Source organism: Thalassolituus alkanivorans, assembly GCF_020447205.1.
Classification (GTDB): domain Bacteria; phylum Pseudomonadota; class Gammaproteobacteria; order Pseudomonadales; family Oceanobacteraceae; genus Venatoribacter; species Venatoribacter alkanivorans.
The window spans coordinates 126,148-151,770 of record NZ_JAJAEL010000005.1; the positions used below are offsets into that span (position 1 = coordinate 126,148).

The 25,623-nt window shown below is 53.9% G+C and carries 17 protein-coding genes; 11 read left to right on the forward strand and 6 right to left on the reverse strand.

What is annotated here, in order from left to right:
* Positions 1–12 precede the first annotated feature (12 nt).
* Both LGT44_RS01610 and LGT44_RS01615 read right to left on the reverse strand, forming a co-directional pair.
* Positions 13–381 (reverse strand): nuclear transport factor 2 family protein, encoded by a 369-nt coding sequence (locus LGT44_RS01610; RefSeq protein ID WP_230330952.1) that lies wholly within the window; start codon positions 379–381, stop codon positions 13–15.
* A 61-nt stretch (positions 382–442) separates the two neighbouring features.
* On the reverse strand, positions 443–1,069 hold the full coding sequence (locus LGT44_RS01615; protein WP_230330953.1) for a glutathione S-transferase family protein: 627 nt from the start codon (positions 1,067–1,069) through the stop codon (positions 443–445).
* Between the two features lie 170 nt (positions 1,070–1,239).
* Here LGT44_RS01615 and LGT44_RS01620 point away from each other — a divergent pair, with 170 nt between their 5' ends.
* Positions 1,240–2,118 carry a LysR family transcriptional regulator gene (locus tag LGT44_RS01620; protein ID WP_230330954.1) on the forward strand — a complete coding sequence of 293 codons (879 nt, stop codon included), beginning with the start codon at positions 1,240–1,242 and terminating at the stop codon, positions 2,116–2,118.
* On the opposite strand, the gene LGT44_RS01625 is transcribed toward LGT44_RS01620, so the two are convergent.
* On the reverse strand, positions 2,115–2,879 hold the full coding sequence (locus tag LGT44_RS01625; protein ID WP_145468331.1) for a GntR family transcriptional regulator: 765 nt from the start codon (positions 2,877–2,879) through the stop codon (positions 2,115–2,117). The two genes, LGT44_RS01620 and LGT44_RS01625, sit on opposite strands and share 4 nt — an antisense overlap.
* A 277-nt stretch (positions 2,880–3,156) precedes the next feature.
* Between LGT44_RS01625 and LGT44_RS01630 the strand changes: the two genes are divergently transcribed.
* The 8 genes from LGT44_RS01630 to LGT44_RS01665 all read left to right on the forward strand — a co-directional run bounded on the left by LGT44_RS01630 (position 3,157) and on the right by LGT44_RS01665 (position 15,137).
* Positions 3,157–4,038 carry a (Fe-S)-binding protein gene (locus LGT44_RS01630; protein WP_230330955.1) on the forward strand — a complete coding sequence of 294 codons (882 nt, stop codon included), beginning with the start codon at positions 3,157–3,159 and terminating at the stop codon, positions 4,036–4,038.
* On the forward strand, positions 4,035–5,642 hold the full coding sequence (locus LGT44_RS01635; RefSeq protein WP_230330956.1) for a LutB/LldF family L-lactate oxidation iron-sulfur protein: 1,608 nt from the start codon (positions 4,035–4,037) through the stop codon (positions 5,640–5,642). The genes LGT44_RS01630 and LGT44_RS01635 overlap by 4 nt, the downstream gene beginning before the upstream one ends.
* Positions 5,639–6,343: a LutC/YkgG family protein gene (locus tag LGT44_RS01640; RefSeq protein WP_230330957.1), complete on the forward strand. Its 705-nt coding sequence runs from the start codon at positions 5,639–5,641 to the stop codon at positions 6,341–6,343. The genes LGT44_RS01635 and LGT44_RS01640 overlap by 4 nt, the downstream gene beginning before the upstream one ends.
* 1 nt (position 6,344) lies before the next feature.
* A complete protein-coding gene (locus tag LGT44_RS01645; RefSeq protein WP_230330958.1) occupies positions 6,345–9,149 on the forward strand; it encodes an FAD-binding and (Fe-S)-binding domain-containing protein in 2,805 nt (934 codons plus the stop codon).
* A 134-nt stretch (positions 9,150–9,283) separates the two neighbouring features.
* Entirely contained in the window at positions 9,284–11,125 is a 1,842-nt protein-coding gene (locus LGT44_RS01650; protein WP_230330959.1) for a PAS domain-containing protein, read from the forward strand.
* On the forward strand, positions 11,112–13,544 hold the full coding sequence (locus LGT44_RS01655) for a two-component system response regulator (RefSeq protein ID WP_230330960.1): 2,433 nt from the start codon (positions 11,112–11,114) through the stop codon (positions 13,542–13,544). Before LGT44_RS01650 ends, LGT44_RS01655 begins: the two co-directional genes overlap by 14 nt.
* Before the next feature lie 108 nt (positions 13,545–13,652).
* Positions 13,653–14,576 (forward strand): Dyp-type peroxidase, encoded by a 924-nt coding sequence (locus LGT44_RS01660; protein WP_230330961.1) that lies wholly within the window; start codon positions 13,653–13,655, stop codon positions 14,574–14,576.
* A 24-nt stretch (positions 14,577–14,600) separates the two neighbouring features.
* Positions 14,601–15,137 carry an isochorismatase family protein gene (locus tag LGT44_RS01665; protein ID WP_225692583.1) on the forward strand — a complete coding sequence of 179 codons (537 nt, stop codon included), beginning with the start codon at positions 14,601–14,603 and terminating at the stop codon, positions 15,135–15,137.
* 241 nt (positions 15,138–15,378) lie between these two features.
* Here LGT44_RS01665 and lon read toward each other — a convergent pair whose 3' ends face one another.
* A complete protein-coding gene (gene lon, locus LGT44_RS01670; RefSeq protein WP_230330962.1) occupies positions 15,379–17,760 on the reverse strand; it encodes an endopeptidase La in 2,382 nt (793 codons plus the stop codon).
* A gap of 183 nt (positions 17,761–17,943) precedes the next feature.
* Here lon and LGT44_RS01675 point away from each other — a divergent pair, with 183 nt between their 5' ends.
* A complete protein-coding gene (locus tag LGT44_RS01675; RefSeq protein ID WP_230330963.1) occupies positions 17,944–19,122 on the forward strand; it encodes a YeiH family protein in 1,179 nt (392 codons plus the stop codon).
* Between the two features lie 178 nt (positions 19,123–19,300).
* The gene (locus tag LGT44_RS01680) at positions 19,301–20,659 is read left to right on the forward strand and encodes a TrpB-like pyridoxal phosphate-dependent enzyme (RefSeq protein WP_145468351.1); all 1,359 of its coding nucleotides are present in this window, start codon (positions 19,301–19,303) and stop codon (positions 20,657–20,659) included.
* A 101-nt stretch (positions 20,660–20,760) separates the two neighbouring features.
* Here the strand turns inward: LGT44_RS01680 and LGT44_RS01685 are convergent, their stop codons facing one another.
* A complete protein-coding gene (locus LGT44_RS01685; RefSeq protein WP_230330964.1) occupies positions 20,761–23,037 on the reverse strand; it encodes a DUF6351 family protein in 2,277 nt (758 codons plus the stop codon).
* Between the two features lie 175 nt (positions 23,038–23,212).
* Positions 23,213–25,483, reverse strand: coding sequence for a DUF6351 family protein (locus tag LGT44_RS01690; RefSeq protein WP_230330965.1), 2,271 nt, complete (start codon positions 25,481–25,483; stop codon positions 23,213–23,215).
* Positions 25,484–25,623: the final 140 nt, after the last annotated feature.

The following is a 25,623-nucleotide window of genomic DNA, read 5'->3' on the forward strand; positions in this document are numbered from 1 at the left end:
AGTTATCTCCATTCATGCATCGGCGTACATTTTGTTAACGATGAGCCATTGATTGTTTTCTTTTAACAGTCCGAGAAAATCGATATAGGTGCGGCCCAGTAGTGGGCACAACACCTTAACCATGGCTTGCTCACCGAGCAGGTCTACCGCCAGAAGCCGGTAGCCGAAGGCGTCACCACGCTGTGCCGGCACTTCGCGCTGAGCGACCAGACTCAGCCAGTCTTCCAGATTGCGGCGTAAACCCGGCGCTTTGAGCACCGCATCGGCATGAAAAATATGCCGTAGTTTTTGTGTGTCGCCCTGGTGCAGGCCGTCGAAATAGTCCTGTACCAAAGCGCAGACCTGATCGAAATCCTGAGTGGTTATTGCATCCGTATTCATCGTAGGTCTCCATCTTGCGCTTCTGTTATCCGCTTCTGTTATCCGCTTCTCTTGTCCGTTTTTATTGGCGCAGGGCATCGGCTGTTTGTTGTTCAGCTTTTAATGCCTGCTTAAAGCTGTCCATCGCCAGTACGCGGTCGATCATGGCGCTGGTTTTTTCACCAATCTGAATATTGACCGGAAAGGCCGCGCCCCAGCGTGAATAAACGCTGAGCATAATATCGGCGGCAGAAGGTTGTTCACCGCCCAGAAATGGCTGCTCCTGCAGCTGATTCTCCACCACTTGCCACAAGGCACTGATGGCGTCGGCGGCGGTCGCAAAGAAGGCCTGGCGGGCGTCGGCATCATGAATGGCTGAGCTGGCAAAAAATAAGCGGCTGTAGGCCGGGTGCATGGTGGCGTTGGCGAACATGATGTTGCGGATGGCCTGCAGGCGAGCGTTGGCATCGTTGTGCGGGAACATCGGGTTGGGGTGCTTTTCCAGCAGGTGGATCATGATGGCAGCACCTTCACGCAGAGTCTGGCTGTTATCCGGATCGTGCAGAACAGGGACGGTGCCGACCGGGTTGATGCGGCTGAAATCGCTGACCTGCTGCTTGTGAATCAGGTTCACTTCCTGGCCCAGTTCGCGCAATACCACCTGGGTGGCGAGTGAGCAGGCGTCAGGCAGAAAATAGAGTGTGTACATAGTCTTCTCCGTTTTTCAGTGGTTGGTCTTCAATATTGGGTTTGTCAGTTCGGGGTGTGAGCGCGGTGCCGCACAACCTGAAAACAGATTAGGGTTTCGGTGTTGTTGGATATATAGCTACAATGCGAACCTGTTGTTTTCAAATTGGAAACAGTTTTAGGTGGGGAGCAGTGAATAAACTTCGGGCAATACAGCTGTTTGTCAGGCTGGCAGAGCTGGGCAGCTTTACCCGGGTGGCGGAGCAGCTGAACACATCGAAATCGGTTATCAGTAAGGAAGTCAGCCGCCTGGAAGAGGATCTGGGAGTCCGGCTGTTGCACCGCACTACGCGCAATGTGCAGTTAACCCACGCCGGGGAAGGCTATCTGCAGCGGGCACGGGAGATTCTGGCGCAGCTGGAGGCAGCCGACAGCTTTGTGCAGGATCTGCAGCAGGCACCGCGTGGCCGGCTGAAAATCAATGCGCCGATGGCGTTGGGAATCACCGAGTTGTCGCGCATGTTTGCCGATTTTATGCGCGCCTATCCGGATATTGAGCTGGATATTCATCTGGGTGACGAAGATGTGGATCTGGTGGAGCAGGGCTTTGATCTGGGGTTTCGTGCCTCCAGTCAGCCGCTGGATCTGGCCTATGTCGGCCGGCCACTGACACGCTTTGGGTATCACGTCTGTGCTGCGCCGCAGTACCTGCAGCAGCATGAACCGATTGTGTCGGTTGATGATCTGCGCAGCCATAATTGCTTTGAATACAGTTATTTCAAGGGCAAGAATGTCTGGCCGCTGGACGACGGTGTACGCATTGGCGGTACGCTAAGGGTCAACAGTGTGATCTTTATGCTGACGGCGATTAAATCCGGTCTGGGACTTGGGCTGGTGCCTGAGTTTTTATGCCGCGAGGCGCTTGCCAGTGGTGAGCTGGTCGAGGTTTTGCCGGATGCGCGCAAACCAGAGCTGACGCTGTATGCGCTGTACCCGGCCAGACACTTTGTGCCGGCCAGAGTACTGCAATGTATCGACTTTCTTGAGGCCTGGTTTCTGCGCCAGCGTTAGCGCATCAGGCCTATTCTGCGCAGGGAACGCTTGGAGTGGCTTTCAAAGCGGCTGCTCTGTTGCAGGGTTTCTTCAACAAAGGCCAGATGATCATTCACCGCCTGTTGCGCGGCTTTCGGATCACGGCTTAATACCGCGTCTTTAATCGCGCTGTGCTGGCGCAGGATTTCATCACGCCGGTCTTCTTTGGTGTACAGGTATTCCAGGTTGGTGGCGATGGTCATCTTGAATAAGTTGAACAGGGCGCGCATGGAGTGCAGCAGTACCGCGTTATGTGATGCTTCGGCAATGGCAAGGTGAAAACGCCAGTCGAGCTCTGCCTCTTCTTTGTGGCCAATGCGCTGCACATGGCCGTCGAGCCATTCGTTATAGCGCCGTTCAATAATTTCCCGGTCAGTCTCCGTGGCGCGCAGGGCGGCGTAGTGGGCCGCCACTTCTTCCAGCGCATGGCGGAATTCCAGCAGGTCGTAATTAAATTCGCTGTGGGTCTGAAATAACTGCATCAGCGGATCAACAAAGGACAGACCGATTTCGGCTGAGACAAAGGTGCCGCCGCCCTGTTTGCGGGTAACCAGGCCTTTCGCTTCGAGCTTATGCAGGGCTTCGCGCAGTGATGGCCGTGACACTTCAAACTGCTGTGCCAATTCGCGTTCCGGTGGCATTTTCTGGCCGGGTGCAAGGCTGCCTTCCAGAATCATGGCTTCCAGCCGTTTGGCGATGATGTCGGAAATCTTGCTGGCACGGATCGGATCGTCACTCATGGGGTTCCTGCTGCGGCTTTATGTCTTGTTAAAAGGTAAAACCAATTCTATCTGAACGTTGCGTTACTTGTCAGGCCTTAAAAGAGCGATTGGTCTGTTTTTTTATGCGACCAATGTCGATATTACAAAGCGCTATATAAGGCATAAAGGGTTTGACCCTGAAGGGAGGCAGCGGTAATTTATTGCAACAAATCAAGAGTGGGTAATTGGTAATACCAATTTATAAAATTGATAATGCCCGTCAGTCCACCTCACAGCCGACAGCGGTGATAGCGCAATGACAGAACAGAACACAACAGCGGCAGCCAGCCGCCAGCCGCGGGTTTATCCGCCCAAACCAGAAGCGGTGTATTTGCTGGGCACCTGCCTGGTTGACAGCTTTTATCCTGAAGCCGGAATGGATGCGATCGCGCTGCTGCAGCATGCAGGTATCGAGGTGATTTTTCCGCAAAGCCAGAGCTGTTGCGGTCAGCCGGCGTATAACTCCGGCTATGACGAGCAGGCGCGTGCTGTAGCCCGCACTCAGCTGCAGGCCTTTGCCGCCGACATACCGGTAGTGGTGATGATGGGCTCCTGTGCTGGCATGGTGCACAAAGAATATCCGAAGCTCTTTGCTGGTCAGCCGGAAGAGGCGGCTGCCATTGCGCTGGCGGCACGCAGTTATGAGTTCAGTGAATTTATGGTGAACGTACTGCAGCTGGAGCAACAGCTGGCGCAGGCAGAAGATCAGTCGCCGCTAACCGTGGCGCTGCATACCTCCTGTTCGGCCCGTCGCGGCATGGGGGTGGCGGCGGAGCATAAAGCGCTGGTGGAAAACCTGCCCGGTGTACAGGTCGTTGAGCCTGAACGGGTTGCTGAATGCTGCGGCTTCGGTGGCACCTTTGCAGTGAAGCAGAGTGATATTTCTGCGGCGATGGCGGCGGATAAAGCCAGTGCGATTGCCGCCACCGGTTGTCAGCGGCTAGTCAGTGGTGATTGTGGTTGCCTGATGAATATTGGTGGCACCTTAGACAAACTGCAGGGGGAGAAGCAGGGGCCTGCAATTCCGGTTCAGCATCTGGCCTCGCTGTTGTATACGCGTCTTAACGGTGGTGATGGCTCCCAGATCAGTCAGAAGCGCAGCCAGCAATACAACAAGAAAAGCGGAGATAAAGCATGAGCCAGAAAATTGCCTCCGACAGCATGCATATCAATATCGAACAGTTACAGCAGGAGCTGAACGTCGAGCAGCGCGAATTTAACGAGCTGCAGCAACGTCATTTTAAAGTGCGTGCCAAAATGGCACTGGAAAACGAAGCCTTACGTAAAAGCTTTCGTGGTGCTTCCGATTTTTTAATGGGCAAACGCAAAGCCGTGTTTCCCGATGAGAGTGCGTTGTCTGCGTTACGTGACCGTGGCGAAGCCATTCGTCAGCACAGTCTGGCCAATTTGCCGGAATTGCTGGAGCGGCTGGAAAAAAATCTGACCGCCAACGGTATTCAGGTGCACTGGGCCGAAACCGCTGATGAAGCCTGCACTATTATTCACGATATTTTAACGGCGAATAACGCCCGCACCGTGGTGAAGGGTAAATCCATGGTAACGGAAGAAATTGAACTCAATCATTTTCTTGAGGCACGGGGTATCGAGTGTCTGGAAAGTGATATGGGCGAATATCTGGTGCAGCTGGCCGGTGAAACGCCATCGCATATTATTATGCCGGCCATCCATAAAAATAAGGCACAGATTGCCAGACTGATGCACGCCCGTGCCCAGACCAGCGATGGTTCGCAGGTGCCTTATACCGAAGACGTTGACGAATTAATCGGCAATGCCCGCGCTATTCTGCGCGATAAATTTATGCGCGCCGATGCCGGTATTTCCGGCGTGAATATGGCCGTGGCCAACAGCGGCACGCTGTGTCTGGTGGAAAACGAAGGCAATGGCCGTATGACCACGACTATGCCGAAGCTGCACATTGCCGTCACTGGTATTGAAAAAGTGGTGGAAGATTTTTCCCATGTGCCGGAATTACTGACACTGTTAACCCGCTCGGCGACCGGGCAAAAAATCAGTACCTATTTCAATATGATTTCCGGGCCGAAAAAAGCCGGTGAGCTGGATGGTCCGGAACAGGTGCATCTGGTGCTGGTGGATAATGGCCGTTCGCGTATTTTCAGCCATCCGGTGTTAAAACCGACACTGCAGTGTATCCGCTGTGGTGCCTGTATGAATCACTGTCCGGTCTATGCGCGGGTTGGCGGCCATGCTTACGGTTCGACGTATCCGGGGCCGATTGGTCAGGTGGTGACACCGCAGATTGCCGGGTTAGAAAAACACGGCGATATGCTCAGCGCTTGCTCATTAAACGGCGCCTGTGGTGAGGCCTGTCCGGTACGTATTCCTTTGCCGGAGTTAATCCGCGAGTTACGCGCCGAAGCCGTCAGCCCGCAATTTACCGATGCCGCCGCGGTTACCGATGCCACTGCAGTACAGGAAGTGATGGGGCGGGGTGCCAAGCGTACGCTGGGTGAAAGTTTAATCTGGCGCGGCTGGGCGCTGACCCATCGTTTTGCGCCGCTGTACCGCATCATGACCACAGCGATGACCCGCGGTCGCGGCCTGTTCCGCAGTAAAGCCGCCGCGGTACTGTTATCCCCCTGGACCGACTCGCGCAGCACGCCACAACCGGCGCGCCGCAGCCTGCATGAATTAGCCAAAGCCCGGGGTGTGGCTGACCAATATCAGAACAACACTGCCGATAAACGCGGAGATAATGCATGAACAGTCGTGAGCGTATTTTACAGCGGCTGTATGCCAGCCAGGCGTCTGCCCAAAACCCTGAGCAGACAAGCCAAACCACCGGCATTCAGGCGGAGCATGCCGCTGGCTGGACACAACTGGCGCAAAGCGAATGGCTGGCCAGCTTTAAACAGAACTTGCTGGATAACCATGCCGAAGTCATTGAAACCACAACGGCCAACTGGGCAGGAGAGCTGGCACAACAACTGACAGCGCGCGGTGTTAAACGCCTGCTCAGCGGTGAGCATAAGCAGGGCAGGGTATTGCTTAATGCGTTGGCACAGTTTGCTGAACATCAGGCGGCTGAGCAGCCATCGGCAGCCATCGATGTGCAATTAGTGACAACGGCTTTAAGCAAAGAGGAATTGTTTACCGCTGTGGACGCAGGCTTCAGTGTGGCCTCGGCGGGTCTGGCGGAAACCGGTTCGCTGCTGGTCGAAACCGGCCCACAGGAACCACGGGCGCTGTCGCTGGTGCCGCCGCTGAATATTATTCTGCTCAATGCCTCAGCCATTACCGCCAGCTTTTTAACCCTGGTGCAGGCACAGAAATTACCGGCGCATATGCCGACTAATGTGTTGCTGATTTCCGGGCCGAGCAAGACCGCCGATATTCAGCAGACCCTGGCCTATGGCGCCCACGGGCCAAAAGAACTGATTGTCCTGCTGTTAACGGATGCCTGATATGACTGACGCTTTTCATCGTTTTGCGCAGGATCTGGCGCCTTTTATTGCCGGTGAACGCATTATTTCCGATCCGTTACGCACTCTGGCTTTTGGTACCGATGCCAGCTTTTATCGCCTGATTCCCAAACTGGTCGTCACGGTTATTAATGAGCAGGAGGTACAGAAGGTACTGGAGCTGGCACACCAGCATAAAGTGCATTTAACGTTCCGGGCGGCGGGTACCAGTCTGTCCGGTCAGGCCGTGACCGATGGTGTGCTGGTGCGTTTGGGTAATGGCTGGAATAAAGCCGCGGTATTAAATAACGGTGCGCAGTTACAGGTAGAGCCGGGGGTTATTGGTGCCCGTGCCAATCAGTTGCTGGCGCCTTTTGCGCGTAAAATCGGCCCGGACCCGGCGTCGATCAATACCTGCAAAATTGGTGGAATTATCGCCAATAACGCTTCCGGTATGTGTTGTGGTACGGCGCAGAATTCTTATCAGACACTGGCCTCAATGCGCCTGATTCTGGCCGATGGTACGGTGCTGGATACCGCCGATGAAGCCTCAAAAAATGCCTTCCGCCAAAGCCATGCCAGCCTGTTGCAGCAACTGGCGGACATGCGCTCACAGGTGCTGAACAATCCGGTTTTGCACGACCGGATTGTGAAGAAATTCAGAATTAAGAATACCACCGGCTACAGTCTTAACGCTTTGGTGGATTTTTCTGATCCGATCGATATTATGCAGCACCTCCTGGTGGGCTCAGAAGGCACCCTGGGGTTTGTATCGCAGGTGATTTATCACACGGTCGAAGAGCACGCTTATAAAGCGTCTGCCTTACTGCTGTTTGCCAACATCGAACAGACCAGTAAGGCAGTGACCGCTCTTTCCTCGGCACCGGTCGCCGCGGTTGAATTAATAGACCGCGCCGGGCTGCGCTGCGTTGAAGATAAACCCGGCATGCCGGACTATTTACGCACCCTCGATGAACAGGCTGCCGCCTTGCTGGTGGAAGTACGCGCCGGCAGCGATGCCGAATTACAGCAGCGCCTGAGCGAAACCACTGCTGCTTTACAGGCTTTTGATACCCTGCAGCCGAAAACCTTTACCACCGATAAAAACACCTGTCAGCTGTACTGGAATATCCGCAAAGGGTTATTTCCGGCGGTCGGTGCCGTGCGTGCCAAAGGCACCACCGTCATTATCGAAGATATTGCCTTTCCGGTTGAGAATCTGGCGCCTGCGGTGCTGGAGTTACAGGCGCTGTTTAAAAAATACCAGTACAACGAAGCCATTATTTTTGGCCATGCGCTGGCCGGTAACCTGCACTTTGTCTTTACCCAGAATTTTACCGATCCGGCAGAAATTCAGCGTTATGCCGATTTTATGGACGAAGTCTGTGTGCTGGTGGTTGGCCGTTACGATGGCTCGCTCAAAGCCGAACACGGCACCGGACGCAATATGGCGCCCTTTGTTGAGATGGAATGGGGCGGTCAGGCTTATGAGCTGATGTGGGCGATCAAACAGGCCTTTGACCCGGCCGGCCTATTAAATCCGGATGTGATTTTAACCCGCAACCTGCGCACTCATATTGAGAACTTAAAACCCATTCCCGAAGCGGATGATTTAATTGACCGCTGCATCGAATGCGGCTTTTGCGAGCCGGTTTGTCCGTCACGCAACCTAACCCTGACGCCACGCCAGCGCATTGTGATTATGCGCGAACTTAAACGCCAGGAACGTGATGGTAAAAATCCGGCGTATAAAACCCTGCTGGATGACTATCAGTATCAGGGCGTGGATACCTGTGCCGCCGATGGCTTGTGCAGCATGGCCTGTCCGGTCGGCATTAATACCGGCGATTTAAGCCGCAAACTGCGCCATGAACGCAATAAAAAACACGCGGGTAAGGCGCAGTGGGTGGCGGAGCATTTTGCCGGCGTGAGCAAAACCAGCCGTGGCGCGCTGCAGTTAATGGATATTACCCGCGATCTGGTTGGTGACGGCGTGATCAGCACCGTGGCAAAAGGGGTGAATACCCTGACGCTGGGGGCCACGCCGTTGTGGCATGATGCCATGCCGACCGCCGCCGATAAGCTCAACCCCTGTGAATACGGCGTGAATGAGCTGACTCAGGTGGTATATTTCCCCAGCTGTGCCAGCCGCACCATGGGGCCGGGAGCCAAAGACGATGACCAGCGCAGTCTGATGCAGGTAACCCTTGATCTGGCGCAGAAAGCCGGTGTGCATCTGGCCATGTTGCCGGATCAGGATCAGCACTGCTGCGGCATGCCGCTGGAGAGCAAAGGTCATTTTGAGCAGGCCGATGCCATGCGCGCGGCGCTTAATGCGGCGCTGCTGAAAGCCTCCGATAATGGTCGCCTGCCGGTACTGATTGATACCAGCCCCTGCGTGTTCCGTCTGCAGCAACAGCTGGATGAGCGTATTCAGCTGCTTGATCCGATCCGCTTTGCCAACCGCTTTCTGGTGCCGAATCTGGATATCCGGCCGACCCATGAGCCGGTGGCGGTACACATCACCTGCTCAACTACCAAGCAGGGACTGGGCGAAGAATTGCTCTCACTGGCGCGGCGCTGTTCCACTCAGGTGGTGGTGCCGGCGGACATTACCTGCTGCGGCTTTGCCGGCGATAAGGGCTTTATGCTGCCGGAGCTGAACGCCTCGGCGCTGGCGCCGCTGAAAGCTCAGGTGGAGCATTGTGTGGAGGGTATTTCGACCAGCCGCACCTGTGAGATTGGCCTCAGCCGCCATGGGGAAATCCCTTACCACTCGCTGTTTTACCTGCTGGACCGGCTTAGCTGAATAAGAGCAGCTCCTGACTGGCGCAGGAAGGAGCTTGCTGATGAGGTGTTTATAGGTAATTCTGTAAATATACCTTATTAAAATCCTCGGGTTTGTTTAAGCTCGAATGGATGATATTCACAGTGGCGGTGTGTATGGATACAAGCCCAGCGGCAGCAGCTGATAAACTGGCACTACTGGAGCTGAAATCCAGTGCTCTGGATGCCTTGCTTGGTCATTCCGATCTGGGGCTGGCCATTATTGATTGCGACCTGCGCTACCAGGCCATTAACAACACTCTGGCGCGTTTTAACGGCCTCAGCGTTGAATCCCATCTCGGACGCTCTGTCCACGATGTTCTCCCTCAGCTGGCGCCGGTTATCGAACCGATGCTGCGTTCCGTGATTGTTCAGGGGGAAGAGATCACCAATAAAGAAATTCTGGCAGAAGCCCCCAGTACTCCCGGTCGTAAGGCGCAGTGGCTGGCCTCTTATCGCCCGATTCGCGCCGATGACGGACGCATTCTCGGCGTGCTGGTGATTGCGGTTAATCATACGGTCGAGCTGGAGTTACAGCAGGCGAAAGAAGAATCGGCGTCTCTTGTACGGCGGGTTATCGACAGCCTGGTGTCCTTTGTCGGCATTATGGAACCCGACGGCACCCTGATTGATGCCAATAAGGCACCGCTGGATGCGGCCGGAATTGAGCTGGCTGACGTTCAGGGACGAAAATTCTGGGATTGCTTCTGGTGGTCATACGACAGCGACATACAGCAACAGCTGCGTGAAGCTGTAAAGGCAGCCGCACAGGGCGAAACCGTGCGCTATGACGTGGTTATCCGTACTGCCAATGATCAGCGTATGACCATCGACTTTATGCTGGCGCCGCTGAGAAATGCCGAGGAGGAGATTGTTTACCTGATTCCGTCGGCCATTGATATTACCGCCCGGGTAGCCGGCGAAAACATGCTCAAGTACAGCGAAGAGCGCTTCCGCCGGGTTGTCGAAAGTACTCAGGATGGTCTGATACTGGTGGATGAAGAGGGCCATATTCAGCTGGTTAACCGCCGCAGTACGGAAATGTTCGGCTATGACAGCGAGCAGATGTACCAGCTGACGGTTGAGGATCTGGTGCCGGACAGCATAAAAGCTGCGCACGGGGATCTGCGGCGTGGATATTTACAGGCTCCGCAGGCCAGAGCGATGGCCGCTATGCGGGAGCTGTATGCCCGCCGTCGTGATGGCAGTCTGTTTCCGGTAGAAATTGGCTTAACACCACTGAACTTCCCCGAAGGTATCCGTATTCTGGCCACCATCGTTGATATCTCGGTGCAGAAAAATATTCAGCAGAACCTTATCCGCAGCCTGAATGAAAAAACCGCCTTACTGAACGAAGTGCATCACCGGGTAAAAAATAATCTGCAGGTGGTATCGAGCCTGCTCAGCCTACAGGCGCGCAGCGTGCCGGAAGAAGTACGCGGCTATTTTGATGAAAGCCAGGGGCGGATAAAAGCCATGGCCTTAATTCACCAGCTGTTGTACGAGCAGAAAAATTTTGACCGCATCGAAGCGGTTTCTTATATGCGCCGGCTCGGGGATTTGCTCAGTCGCAGTTATTTTTCCGCTATGCGCAACGTCAAGATGATCGTCGAATCGGAACAGGAGGAAAGTTATCTCGGACTGGATGTCGCACTGCCTTTTGGTTTGCTGATTAATGAGCTGGTCACTAATTCCATAAAACACGCATTTCTGGGTCGTGACAGCGGAGAAATCCGTCTGTCTCTGAGTGAAAATGGGTCGGAAAAACAGCTGGTTATTGCTGATAACGGTGTGGGTCTGCCGGAGGGAGTTCGTCCCGGAGTTTCCCATTCTCTCGGTTTTCAGTTAATTCCCGGACTGGTTGAGCAGATGCACGCCACATTACAGGTTCTGGATACAGAAGGTGCTGTTTTTCAATTAACGCTCAGTGATACAGGAGCTTCTGATGAACAGCCATAGCACTTTGCGTTCTTACCGCATATTGATTGTTGAAGATGAAAAGGTAACCGCGCTGGATCTTAAGCTGACGCTGGAAGATCTGGGCTATACCGTGGTTGCCTGTGTTGGCAGTGGCGAAGCAGCCATCGCCGCAGCAGAGGTGCAGGATATCGATCTTATTCTGATGGATATTCATCTCGATACCGCCATGCTGGGCACCGAAGCGGCCAAAATTATTATGCAGCGCTTTGGTGTGCCTGTACTGTTTTTATCGGCCTATACCGATGAGCAGACGCTGGATGATGCCAGCGACAGCCTGCCTTACGGTTATATGGTAAAACCCTTTGAAAAACGCGAAGTGGATGCGGCTATCCGTATTGCACTGACACGCCATCATGCCGATATGGAATTACGCCAGTCTGAAGAGCGTCTGCGCCTGGCGCTTGAGGCTGCAAGAATGAGCATCTGGGAGTGGACACCAGCACCGGATGTTGAAATTCAGATGGCGGTAAAACATTCACCGCCGCAATTAATTTCTGAAAGTCTTGATGCTCTGCTGGTGAATGTTCATCCGGATGATCGCGATAAAATTCATCAGCAAATTACCAGCCATAACCGCTTTCAGCAGCCGGTACGTTACCGCAAACATGAAGGTAACGACTATCGCCGGGTTGAACTGTTTGCCAGTTTATTCAGCTGGGCAAACGGTGATCGCCGGGTAATCGGTGTACTGCACGATGTGCATGAGCGTTATCTGGCTGATGAACAGCTGCGTCAGGCCAATGCGGTATTTAATTCCACCTCCGAAGGCATTCTGATTACCGATAACCTGCGCCGGGTGTTAAATGTGAATCCGGCTTTCAGTCAGATTACCGGTTACTCGGCAGAAGATGTGCGTGGTCAGAATCCGGATGAGTTTCTGCATGCCCGGCGCCACAGTGATCAGTTTTATCCGCGACTGGCCAGCGATGCACAAGGTTACTGGAGTGGGGAAATTGCCTGCCAGCGCAAGAACGGAGAATTCTTTCCGGCCTGGGAGCATGTCTGCACGGTATTAAGTGATGACGGGCAGCTACAGAATTTTGTAATTACGTTTTCTGATATCAGTGAATTGCGCCGCGTTGAAAAAAATCTGGCCACGCTCGCTTATATGGATGCCCTTACGGGAGTCGGTAACCGTGTCCGTCTGGAACAGGTGGTGCGCGAAGCACTGGAAGGGGACGATACGCCGGGTTCCGTCGGTATTCTGTATCTGGATCTGGACGGTTTTAAACTGATCAATGACACCCTTGGGCATTCAGAAGGGGATTTATTACTGCGTATTATGGCCGATCGTTTTAAACAATCGGTGCGTGACGAAGATACCGTTGTGCGGATTGGCGGTGACGAATTTGTGATTGTATTAACCGGCGTAGAGCAGGAAGACAATCTGAAAATTGTCGCCACTAAATTATTGGCTGCGGTACAGGAACCCGTAACCCTCAGTCGTGAAAGAGTTGAGCTGTCAGCCAGTATTGGCATCGTGATGTCACGACCATCGGTGCATGAATATGAAGAGTTATTAAAAGCAGCGGACACCGCATTATTTGAAGCCAAGCGGCAGGGAAAAAACCGCTACTGTATTTACGATTTTGCTCTTGCAATGGAGTTTAACGAGCGCCTGCGGATTGAACGTAATCTGAAGCAGGCCATTCGTAACAACGAACTGGCAATCGAATTTCAGCCATTAATTGATCTGCAGACGGCGCAGGTTTACGGAATGGAAGCACTGTGCCGCTGGTATCACGACGAACTGGGAATGATACCTCCGGATCGCTTTATTCCGATTGCTGAGCAGAGTGATGTGATTGTCGATATCGGCGCCTGGATGCTGCGCGAAAGCTGCCGTGAGTTACGCAACTGGATGGATGCCGGAATGCCGCCACTGGTGGTGTCGGTGAATGTATCCGCGCGCCAGCTGACCGACAGCAGCTTCAGCGAATTACTGATCGCAACGCTGGAAGAATTCAACATTCCTGCGGCACAGCTGGAGCTGGAAATTACCGAAACGGCTTTGCAGGCAAATGAGCAGGTTCTGCGTCAGTTGGAAAATATCCGCAAGTCGGGTGTCGGTTTGGCCATTGATGACTTTGGTACCGGATATTCTTCGCTCAGTCGCCTGAAAGAGCTGCCATTTGACCGGGTGAAAATTGACCGATCTTTTGTCCGGGATCTTCCCCATGACAGCAATGATATTGAAATTTGCCGCGCTATTATGGCGCTTTGTCAGGTACTTAATCTGCGGGTGACGGCTGAAGGGGTGGAAAACCGCAATCAGCTGAACATGTTGCGCGAGCTGGGTTGTTGTTGCATTCAGGGGTATTTATTCAGCCGCCCGATGCGGCCTGAATGCGTTGCCGACTGGTTGCAGGGGGCGGATGTCAGGGCCATTCTCGGATAAACCCGGCCAGCGCCGGCTACATAAGAAGCCAGGCATGGCCTACGCAGCATTTCTTATCAGACTGACGCTTTGTTATAGTGACAATTCACTTTGTCATGGATTATCTCAGTGTCATCGTCAGCCTATACCTCATCATTGATTCCACAGTCCGGATTGTTGGCCGAACCCGGCCGCAGTGCACATTATCTGGAAATGAACCTGAAACCGGATGCCGGAACTGTTCAAATATGCGCCGCGCTGGACCGTGCCCGCCAGACGTTAGCGGACGTTTATATTGCGGTGGCCTTTGGTGGTGAAGCCTGGCAGCGTCTGCAGCCCGCGTGGCAGCCGGCGCAACTACAGCCGTTTAAAGAATTGCGTGGTGAGAATGGCTACACCATGCCAGCGACTCAGCGCGATGTGTTTTTCTGGATTCATGGTGAAGATCAGGGTGAAGTCATGAATGCGGTTTTACAGGTGCATGATGCCATGCGCGATGTTGCCGTAACTTTGTTGGATTTAAATGGTTTTAAAAACCGTGAAGCCCGCGATCTGACCGGTTTTGTCGATGGTACAGCCAATCCGAAAGGCGACAAGCGTCTGGATGCGGCAGTGATTCCTGAGGGTGAAACCGGTGCCGGTGGCTCCTATGTGCTGTCGCAGAAATGGCGACATCATCTGCAGGCATTTAATCAGCTCAGCGTGCACGAACAGGAACAGGTAATAGGCCGCACTAAACAGGATAATATTGAACTGGAAGGCGATGCGATGCCACCGACCTCTCACGTCAGCCGGACAGATGTCAAAATTGACGGTGTCGGGCAGAAAATCTATCGCCGCAGTACCCCTTACGGTGGTGCGGAAGAGCATGGCCTGTATTTTCTCGCCTTTGCCTGCAACCTGCGCCGTATCAGCGTGCAGCTTGAACGTATGCTGGGGAACAGTGGCGATGGTTACAGTGATCATCTGATGAAATACTCGACGGCCTTAACCGGTGCTTACTGGTTTATGCCATCACAGTCTGATCTTGATGCAGTACTCGCCCAGGGCTGAACAAGCCTTAACAGGAGGTATCCCATGCTGAATAAAGAAACAACCGGTTTAATGATCGTCGATGTACAGGGCAAACTGGCGGAACAGATGCATGAAAGCAGTGCATTATTCACCCAACTGCGGCTGCTGATTCAGGGAGCTAACCTGCTGGAATTACCCATTATCTGGATGGAACAGCTGCCGGATAAACTGGGCACAACACGTCCGGAACTGCGCGAGGTTCTGCCGGGAGAAGCTCTGGTAAAATCAACTTTCAGTGGCATGCAGGAACCCACCATTGCCAAAGCCGTAAAAAATCAGAAAATCAGCCAGTGGCTGGTGGCCGGTCTGGAAGCTCATGTCTGTGTTTACCAGACGGTTGGAGATTTATTGGCGCAGAAATACGGTGTACACCTGGTAACCGATGGCGTCAGCTCGCGCACACAGGCCAATAAAGAACTGGCGATCCGCAAAATGCACAGCATGGGCGCACAATTAACCTCTGTAGAAATGGCGTTGTTTGAATTGCAGAAACAGGCTGAAGGGCCGGTATTTAAACAACTGATTCAGCTGATTAAATAACGAATAAACAGCAAAAAAGTATCGCGGGCATGGCCCGCTCCTACGGGTTATTACACGGTCACGGGTATGATCTGCTTTGCGAATATTTACAGAATCGCGGGCATGGTCCGCTCCTACGGGATATTTACAGGTACACAAGTGTGATCTGCTTTTAAGATATATCTGCAACATCGTAGGAGCGGGCCATGCCCGCGAACCAAAATACCCTGTTGTAACACTGATGATTTAACGTTTATCTTCTTTAGCCAAACACAACCTCAAATACATCGGCGTATTTTTCAGCAAAGTGCGCGGTCATACCTTTACGAATATGTTCCGGTAACTCTTCATAATCGCGGCGGTTAGCTTCCGGTAAAATCACTTCCATGATTTTAGAGCGCCGTGCGGCAATCACTTTTTCTCGAATACCGCCAACCGGTAATACCTGACCGGTAAGGGTAAGCTCACCGGTCATGGCCAGATGGCGTTTGATGCGTTTATTCAGCATTAACGACATTAATGCCGTGGTCATGGTAACCCCGGCGCTGGGGCCGTCTTTGGGTGTTGCACCTTCCGGTACGTGCAGATGCAGGAAGCGTGAATTAAAAAATTCCGGATCGCCACCAAAGTCAGCCGCATGGCCTGCGGTATAGCTGTAGGCAATTTCGGCGGATTCTTTCATCACATCGCCAAGCTTACCGGTGAGTTTAAAACCACGGTTCTGCTGGTGCACAACGGCGGCTTCAATCGGCAGTGTTGCGCCTCCCATCGAAGTCCAGGCCAGGCCGGTGACGACACCGACTCCGCTTAAAATACGTTCGGCACGGAAGGCCGGAGCGCCGAGGTAATCACTCAGGTCTTTGTTGGTCACTGAAATTTTCGCTTTGGGGTCTTCCAGTAATTTAACCACGGCTTTACGTGCAATCTGTTGCAGCAGTTTTTCCAGATTACGCACGCCGGACTCTCGGGCATAACCTTCGATAATGCTTTTCAGCGTGCTGTCACTGATTTTCACCTGGGATTTTTTCAGACCATGGCGTTCCAGTACCCGGGGCCATAAATGGCTTTTGGCAATGGCGAGTTTTTCTTCGGCGATATAACCCGATAAACGGATGGTATCCATACGGTCGAGTAACGGTGCCGGAATGGTATCCAGCTGGTTGGCCGTACAGATAAACAGCACTTTGGATAAGTCCACACGCAGATCGAGGTAATGGTCGAGGAATTCTTTATTTTGCTCCGGGTCCAGAACTTCCAGCAGGGCAGAGGCCGGGTCGCCCTGATAAGAGGCACCGAGTTTGTCGATTTCATCCAGCATAATCACCGGGTTAGATACTTCGACATCTTTTAATGCCTGAATTAATTTACCCGGCAAAGCGCCAATGTAGGTGCGGCGGTGGCCTTTGATTTCAGCCTCATCGCGCATACCACCAACACTGAAACGATAAAATTTCCGCCCCAGCGCGTCGGCCACCGAACGACCAATCGAGGTTTTACCCACCCTAGGAGGGCCTGCCAGCAGCATAATGGAACCGGATATTTCCTGCTTAAAAGTACCAACGGCAAGAAATTCCATAATGCGCTGTTTAACGTCATCCAGTCCGGCGTGGTGCGCATCCAGTACTTCGCGGGCGTGGCTCAGATCGAACGCATCGGTGGAATATACACCCCAGGGCACCGATGTTGCCCAGTCGAGATAATTACGGGTCACGCTGTATTCCGGCGAGCCGGTTTCCAGCATTTTCAGTTTGTGCAGTTCTTCATCAATGCGCTTGCGCGCTGCGGCCGGAATGTCTTTGCCTTCCAGTCGTTGTACAAATTCATCGATTTCAGCGGTTTTATCGTCCTTGGCCAGCCCCAGTTCTTTCTGAATGGTTTTTAACTGCTGTTTCAGGAAAAAATCACGCTGGTGTTTGCTGATATCTTCGTTAACGGTTTTATTAATTTCAGCCTGCAGGCGTGCTACTTCCACTTCTTTTTTCAGCAGCACCAGGGTCTTTTCCATACGCTTTTGCAGGGGCAGAGTGGCCAGCACATCCTGTAAGGCTTTGCCTTCGGCGGTGGTGATGGCCGCAGCAAAATCGGTCAGCGGGGATGGGTCATTAGGACTGAAATGGTTGAGATAGTTTTTCAGTTCTTCGGAGTACAAGGGATTAATCGCCACCAGTTCTTTGATGGCATTAATGATGGCCATGGCATAGGCCTTGATCTCATCGGTGAAATCCGTACTGCGCTGCGGATATTGCACCCGTGCCTGCATTGGCAGGTCAGTGCTTAACCATTCACGGATACGGAAGCGGCGGATGCCCTGGGCGATAAACTGAATGCGGCCATCTTCAGCCTGAATACGGTGAATGCGCACCACACAGCCGATATCCGGAATACGCTCCGGTGCCGGCACTTCGTCAGCGGCCTTATCGTCGACAAACGACAGGCCCAGTAATTTGTGCTGTGAATTAGCGACCCGTTTCAGCGTTTCGCCCCAGACTTTTTCATCGACAATAACCGGTTGCACCTGAGACGGGAAAAACGGACGGCCATTCACCGGCAGGATGTACAGCGTTTCCGGTAATACGTCATCGGCCAGTGCCAGAGCGCCTGCGCCTTCTTCTCTGCTGATAAATTCGTGATTTTCGTCGCTCATATCGACCCTTAACTGTTCGGCTTATGGTGCAAATGTGGGGGGCAGCTGCAGCTTTTCAAGGCTGGGTGATACAACGAATGTGCACCTCTGTGTTTTGTTCGTTAAATCAGGATAGTTATTGCGGTTTTATCAGTTTCTCAGAAAAGAAGTAAATGCATAAGCTTATGCGAATACGAAATAAGCATGTGGGAGAATAAGATGATGCCGGGCTATTTTGCTGAGCAGCAAGACAGCAGACCAGAGAAGCGGGCGACGGTCTGGCGCAGCGCCTTGCGCACATTGGCAGTGATGGTGCTGTTGGCGGCTGCTTGCCAATGGCTGGCTGGTTTACCCCGGTTACAGGCAATGGGGATTGGCAGTCTACCGCTGAGTATTCTGTTGGGGATGGTGTTGGCCAGTGCGTTGGCACCACGCTGGATTTATGGCCATAACCCTATGGGAAATGCTGACGCTGCAGATACCGGAGGTCAGGTTCTGCGTCGCTTTTGCCAGCAAACACTGCTGAAGGCTGGCATTGTGCTGTTCGGTTTTCAGCTGACGCTGGAACAGTTGTGGGGTGTCGGCTGGCAGGCATTGCTGGTGGATGTGCTGACCATTGCCAGCGTTCTTATTATGGGAATCTGGCTGGGGCAGCGCTGGCTGAATCTGCCATTGCAACTGAGCATCTTAATTGCGGTAGGCAGTGCGGTCTGTGGTGCGGCGGCCATTATGGCTACAGCTCCACTACTGGGAAGGCGAACACAAGCGGATGCCGGTGAGCATGACCCGGAACAGCATCTGGCGATTGCGGTCGCACTGGTCGCGTTATTCGGCACGTTAAGTGTGTTGTTGTATCCGTTGTTGTGTCAGTGGTTCGGTTTCGACAGCAATACTGCCGGTTTGTACATCGGCAGCACCGTGCATGAAGTCGCTCAGGCGGTGGCGGCGACCGATGCTCTCGATAGCGCAACCCAGCAGAACGCCCTGATTGTTAAGCTATTGCGGGTGGTGCTGCTGGCGCCGACGTTATTGCTGCTCGGACAGTGGTTATTGCGCCGGCCTGTGGCGGACACGGATATGGATAAGAACTTTCAGCCGCAGGCCACGGACGCCCCAAAACGTTTGCCGGTGCCAGGGTTCGTGCTGGGCTTTATCGCAGTGATTATTGCCCACAGCATACTGCCGTTACCGCTCTGGCTGACGGAGCTGGCGGCAAGCACCTCGGCCTGGTGTCTGATGCTGGCGATGGTGGCGCTTGGGCTGAATACCCGTTGGCAGGGCATGGTTGCTGCGGGAATCCGGCCATTATTCTTGGGCTTCTTACTCTGGTTACTGTTATTGCTTGGTGGCGGCTGGCTGAATACTCTTTTCGTTCTGGCCTGAGCTGCGTCATTGAGGCCGGAGCGGTAATCCGCTAGAGTCCGCGTTTTGCTGAGTTTTTTGTTAGGTTGTGGTTTTCCCCCGCGCCTGTGCGCTTCTGACAAAAACCTTGTTCATCGCTAACCGGCCGCACTCATGCAATGAGCGCAGGCCCAGAGATATACATCCAGAGACAAGAATAATGAAACAAACCAAAATTCTGTTGCCGGAAACCGAGATTCCGAAGCACTGGTACAACGTGGTCGCGGACTTGAAAAACCCTCCGGCACCACCGATGGGCCCGGACGGTATGCCGATGGACCCATCAGCTATGTCAGCTATCTTTGCCGACAACATCATCGAGCAGGAAGTATCCGCCCAGCGCTGGATCGAAATTCCGGAACCGGTGCGTGAGATCTACCAGCAGTGGCGTCCGACGCCGATGTTCCGCGCCCATCGTCTGGAAGAAGCGCTGGGAACACCGTGCAAGATCTACTACAAGTACGAAGGTGTGAGTGCCGCCGGTTCGCACAAGCTGAACTCAGCGATTCCGCAGGCGTACTACAACAAGGTTGCCGGTATTAACCGTCTGACCACCGAAACCGGTGCGGGTCAGTGGGGCTCGTCGCTGTCACTGGCCGGCCAGATGTTCGGCATTGATGTGCGCATTTATATGGTGAAGGTGAGCTACAACCAGAAGCCGTTTCGCCGTTCGATGATGCAGACCTGGGGTGGTGAAGTGCTGGCCAGCCCGACCAACCTGACCGAAACCGGTCGTCGTATTCTGGCCGCTGATCCGGATAACCAGGGCTCACTGGGTATCGCGATTTCGGAAGCAGTAGAAGAAGCGGCAAGCCGCGCCGACACCAAATACTCACTGGGTTCGGTACTGAACCACGTGTTGCTGCATCAGACAGTGATTGGTCTGGAAGCGAAGAAGCAGTTTGAAATGGTTGGCGATTACCCGGATATGATCTTCGCGCCTTGTGGAGGTGGTTCTAACTTCGGTGGTGTGGCCTTCCCGTTCTATGCCGACGAAGCGGCTGGCGGTAAGAAAGTGCGTCTGGTGGCGGTTGAGCCAAGCTCTTGTCCAAGTCTGACCAAGGGGCATTACGCCTACGATTTCGGCGATACCGCCGGTCATACCCCAATGACATTGCAGTACACCCTGGGCCATGACTTTATGCCGCCGGGCATCCATGCCGGTGGTCTGCGTTACCACGGTGCTTCGGCGCTGGTATCCCAGATGTACCATGAGAAGCTGATTGAAGCCGTATCTGTTCCGCAGATCGCGACCTTCGAAGCCGGTGTGCAGTTTGCCCGCGCTGAAGGCATTATTCCGGCACCGGAATCCAACCATGCCATCCGTGCCTGTATCGATGAAGCCCTGCGCTGCAAAGAATCCGGTGAAGCCAAAACCCTGTTCTTTAACCTGTCAGGTCATGGCCACTTCGATATGGTGTCGTACGACAAGTACTTCACGCAGCAGCTGGAAGACTACGAATACCCGCAGTCAGAAATCGATGCTGCGCTGGCGCGTCTGCCGAAAGTTAAAGCTTAATTTTTCTGATCGGTTTTAAAAACGGCAGATAAAAACAGCACATAAAAAACGCCGCGTCTGACTATCAGGCGCGGCGTTTTTTTATGAGCACTTAAGCGCTGTTACCAACTTTTAGCCATATCGCCTTTGCGGTAATCACACACACCTTCAGGGAATATGGCTTCCAGTTGCGCCCTGTAGGGGCGGGCATCCAGCGGCGCATAAATTCCGGATTCGATGGCTTCCTCCACGCTGACCCGGTGGCAGAACAACACGCTGGCTGTGCTGTTATCACCGGCGACCTGACGGCTGCTCTGAAAGAACGGATACTGCTGCGTACAGACACCTTCGTTTTGGCCGTTCCAGGTTCCGTCCCAGACGCCGTCTCCGCGGGCGATGAGGTTGCCGTTATCATCCAGACAGCGGTCGCTGGCAAACTCAGGCATCTCATTTTCCTGCACTTCTCCTGTTGCACGGCTATCCAGCCAGCGCACCATGGCTTCAAAGGCATCCCAGCGTGCATCGTATTGTGCACCGCTGATCCAGATACTCTGGTTGGGGTTTTGGCCCTGATTAAAATCCAGAATTCTTGCCCGGCTGGAAAGGGCAGCCCAGCTGTGATGAATATCCAGAACCGGATCTTTATACGGGCGCACATCAATCAGCGGAATATCCAGTTTGCCGAGAAACACATTGCCCGACTGATACGCACCTTTGGCGGCGGCCAGGCTGCCGGGAATGCGGGTTGCCGGTTTTTCTGCCTGACCGTTATGGCTCATATTCTGTTCAACATACGGGCTGTATTTGCGCAGGGAATCATCGCCACTGATCAGCCAGTAATGTTCCGGCTGCATATCTTTTTGCGCCTTCCAGCTGCCGACCTTGGCATTCAGATCAAGAAATTGTGCGGCGCTGATATCGCCTTTTTTCCAGGCATTTAAACCGTATTGTACACCGACATTGCTGGCCGGTACTTCGGCGCGGCCAGAGCGGTCTGTGCCATAAAAATCGCGATTATCCTGCCAGTGGGTCCAGAAATTTTCGCGGTTTACCTGTTCACTGTAACGCGGGTAATGGCTGTTAAACCTCGGGTTGTTGACCAGCTGGGCAGAACCGCGCCAGCTGTAGCTGCATTCGGTAGCACCCTGATGAACCGGTGGTTTTTCCAGCCGTAACACGCTTGCAATATCGGCAAGAATATCCAGCCGCGGTTTGAATCCGGTGTTGTAGGCCAGACCTTCAATCCAGCTGCGGCGTTCGGCTTTTTGCCAGAAATTACGGTCGGCAGATAAATGGTCAAAATAATATTCCAGCAGCTCGCAATCGAGGCCGTAGGTAATCTGCGTCACCATATCCGGGTAGGGAATAATCGCCACGCCGCCGTCGATAATGCGTTGCTGTTTGCCCTGTTCGTTATCCACCTGCGGGTGATTCTGGCTGATTAAATATTGCTGCAGGCCGCCACCGGAGTCGCCCATGCCAATGGTGTATTGCGGCTCGCCAAAGCGGGCAATAAATTGCTGTTTAACCCGCGCGGCGGTGTCTTCCTGCAGCCAGATATTGTAGTGGTTGTCGGTTTCTGTGCCGGTGGAATAGAGCACCGCATAGCCTTGCTCCAGTGCCGGGCGCATATCTTTTAACAGGCGTTTAAAGCGCGCCTGACCCTGCTGAAAACCAATGCCAATAGCGCCTTTGAAATGATAAATGGCCTTGCCGTTCCAGCGTGATAAATCCGGCTGGTCGCGCTGGTCGTTATGGCTGGTGGGCATCAGCAGCACATAAATAAAGCGGTTGATGGTGCCGCTTTCGGCCCTGATTAATAGCTCTTCGTTATCGGCGGCCGGGGGGAGTTGTTCGTCGCTGCGGAAAAACTGGCCGTCACGGTAACCAAGATAGTGCAGTCTGGTCGGCAGTCCGCAGTCCTGGCTGTAACCCACAACATTGCCGCTGTCATCGCTGACGGCGGTGCCATAACCGAGCTGATTATCAACCAGTGGCTGGCCCAGCTCAGAATCCAGAGTCTGGCACATAAAAGGGTATTGTTTAGGGCCGGCAAACAAGGCTTCAGCCGGACCGGTTTGCCCCCAGTTGATGGGAAAAGGAAAGCTTTCTGCCGGGCGGATCAGATCTTTCGGATGAGCACCATGATAGGCCGGCCAGTTGGCCACTTTGGTTCCCGGAGGTGTGCTCAGCACTGGTGGTTCGGCCGGATTCAGATCCAGCTTGTCGCTGACATAACCGACCGCCCAGTACCAGCCGGCGGTTACCAGCAGTGTGATCAGAACCCCCAGAATCAGCAGGATTTTCAGAAAGCGTGGCAGAGCGAAAGCCTGTTGCTGGCGCCGTTTTGGCGTCAGGGAAACAGTTTGAATCGGGCGGGCAATAAGCGGCGTGCGCATCGTTATATCCTTATAAAACGTTATCCTGACAGCGCGCCTGGGTTACTTGTGGATAGTTGCTTGCGGATAGCTGCTCGCAGAGAGCAGCTTTCGCCAGTGCGCTTCGGAAGAAAGTACTGAATGGAGAATAAGGGGCTGTCGCGCGAATGCAAATTTTTCAGCCGGTACACCTTTTTTATTGATCCGCTATTGGCTGGCCTGGCGCTGTTTTCAGCTCCCGTGCCAGCTCTGCAGGCAGTGCCTGGTCCGGTTGACGGTAATCACAAACGCCGTTGGGGAAAATGGTCTGCAGTTGCTGGCGGTACGGGGAGGCATCGATATCGCCGTAAAAGCCTTCAACGATCGCCTGCTCAACCGGAATCAACGCACATTGAAAGGTATTGCCGGCAATGGATTCCCCGGCAATCTGCCGGCTGCTCTGGTTGAAAGGCATCAGCCGGGTGCAGTTGCCGTCAGGCTGCTGGTTCCAGCGACCATCCCAGGTCTGTTCTCCTTCATAGATCACATCGCCTTCACTGCTCAGGCAGCGGTCGGTGGCTGCCGGTGGCCTTGCACTGATCAGGTCGCCGTTGTTAAGGGCCGCGCGGGTCAGCCACTGATCCATCACGGCAATGGCATCCCACATCGGGTTATAGGGTTTGTGCGAAATCCAGATCGGCTGCAGGCGGATATCCGTGCCGGCATTCAGTAACCGCTGACGGGTCGATAAGGCCGCCCAGGTATGGTGGATATTCAGTTCATGGTCGAGGTACATGCGCACATCCATTACCGGAATGTTCAGCTTACCCATAAACACATTACCCGACTGATAAGCCGCTGTTGCGGCGGCGGTACTGCCGTTAAAGCGTGGTGCAGGCTGTTCCGGGGAGGCGCTGTTAACACCGTGATGGGTCATATTGTGCTCACCGTAAGGGGTAAAACGATACAGGCGCGAATCGCCGCTGACGTGCCAGTAGCGTTCTTCTGTCATGTCTTCTGCTGGTTGCCAGGAGCCGACGCGGCGGTTCAGTTCCAGAAATTGCGCCATGCTGATGGTGTCGTTTTTCAGCGCCTGCAGACCATATTGCACGCCGTCGTTACTCCAGGGCGAAGGTGCACGGCCATCTTTATCGGTGCCGTAAATATCACGGTTGTCCTGCCAGTGGGTCCAGTAGGTTCGTTCCCGCACCGCACGGGCAAAACGGTGGTAATCGCTGTGAAAATGCGGGTTGTTCACCAAAGGCACCGAACCGCGCCAGCCGCTGTTACATTCCGACGCCGGTGGCGTTGGGTCTGGCCATTCCAGCCGCAGCAACTGAGCAATATCGGTGAGCCAGCTGAGGCGCGGCTGGCGCCCGTTACTGACGCTTAACCCCAGTATGGCCTGGCGATGTGCCGGGTTGCGCCAGAAATCCCGGTCGCTGGCCAGATGATCGAAATAGTATTCGAGCAATTCGCAGTCGAGGGTGTAGTGAATCTGGGTGACCATATCCGGGTAGGCAATCAGGGCAACACCGCCGTCGATAATACCGGGCTGATTCTGGGCAAACAGATTCTGCTGCAGCCCACCGCCGGAGCCACCGATACCGATGGTAAAAGCCGGTTCACCATAACGTGCGACAAACTGGCGTTTCACCCGCAGCGCTGTGTCTTCCTGCAGGCGGATGTTGTAGGTGTTGTCGGTTTCGTTGGCGGTAGAAAAGGCCACGGCATAGCCCTGTTCCAGTGCTTTGCGCATATCGCGGGTCAGACGCTGCAGGCTGAGCTTGCCCTGCTGGAAGCCAATGCTGATGCCGCCGCGGAAGTAATAAATCAGCTTGCCGTTCCAGCGTGACAGGTCGGGTTTGGTGAGCTGGTCGGCGCGGCTGGTGGGCAGCAGCAGAACGTACATAAAACGGTTGATGGTGCCGCTTTCGGCACGTACCAGCAGCTGATGATCGTCGGGAACCGGGTCAATGTTGTCATCGACGCGCCTTGGGAAGCTTTCCTGCTGGTTGCGGTAATACAGGTAATGCACCCGGGTGGGCAGCGAGCAGTCTTTGCTGTAGCCGATTACATACTGCGAGCGCTGGCCTGCCAGTGTTTCGGCGTACACCGGAATGCCCCAGCCACGGGTATTGTCGATTAACGGCTGGCCCAGATGGGACTCTTCGGTCTGACATAAAAAGGGGTACTGATTCGGCCCGGCAAATAATGGCTCATCGGGGCCGGTGGCACCGAACTCGATCGGAAACGCAAAGGTTTCGGCTGGTCGCTCGCTCAGGGCCGGATGCGGACCGTTATAAGGCGGCATATTTGCCAGCCGGCTGCCGGGTGGTAAGCCAACGACTTGTGGAAAATCGGAGTCCAGTCCGGCTTCGTGACGCAGTTGCAGGTAATAGTGATAAGCAATGCCGGCGCTGCCGGTCAGCAACAGAACAATCACCAGCAGCATTATGTTTATTTTGGCGCGGTTCAGTTTGGGCATGGCGTGCTCCTTATACTTCCAGTCTAGAAGCTGGTAGCAGGAGCTGAGTTACATTTTGTAGTTTTGGTTGTCGTTTCGGAGCATCGTTCAGTGCTGGCCGGGCCGCCAGCGCCAGAATCAATCAGGCTGCAGGCAGCGCC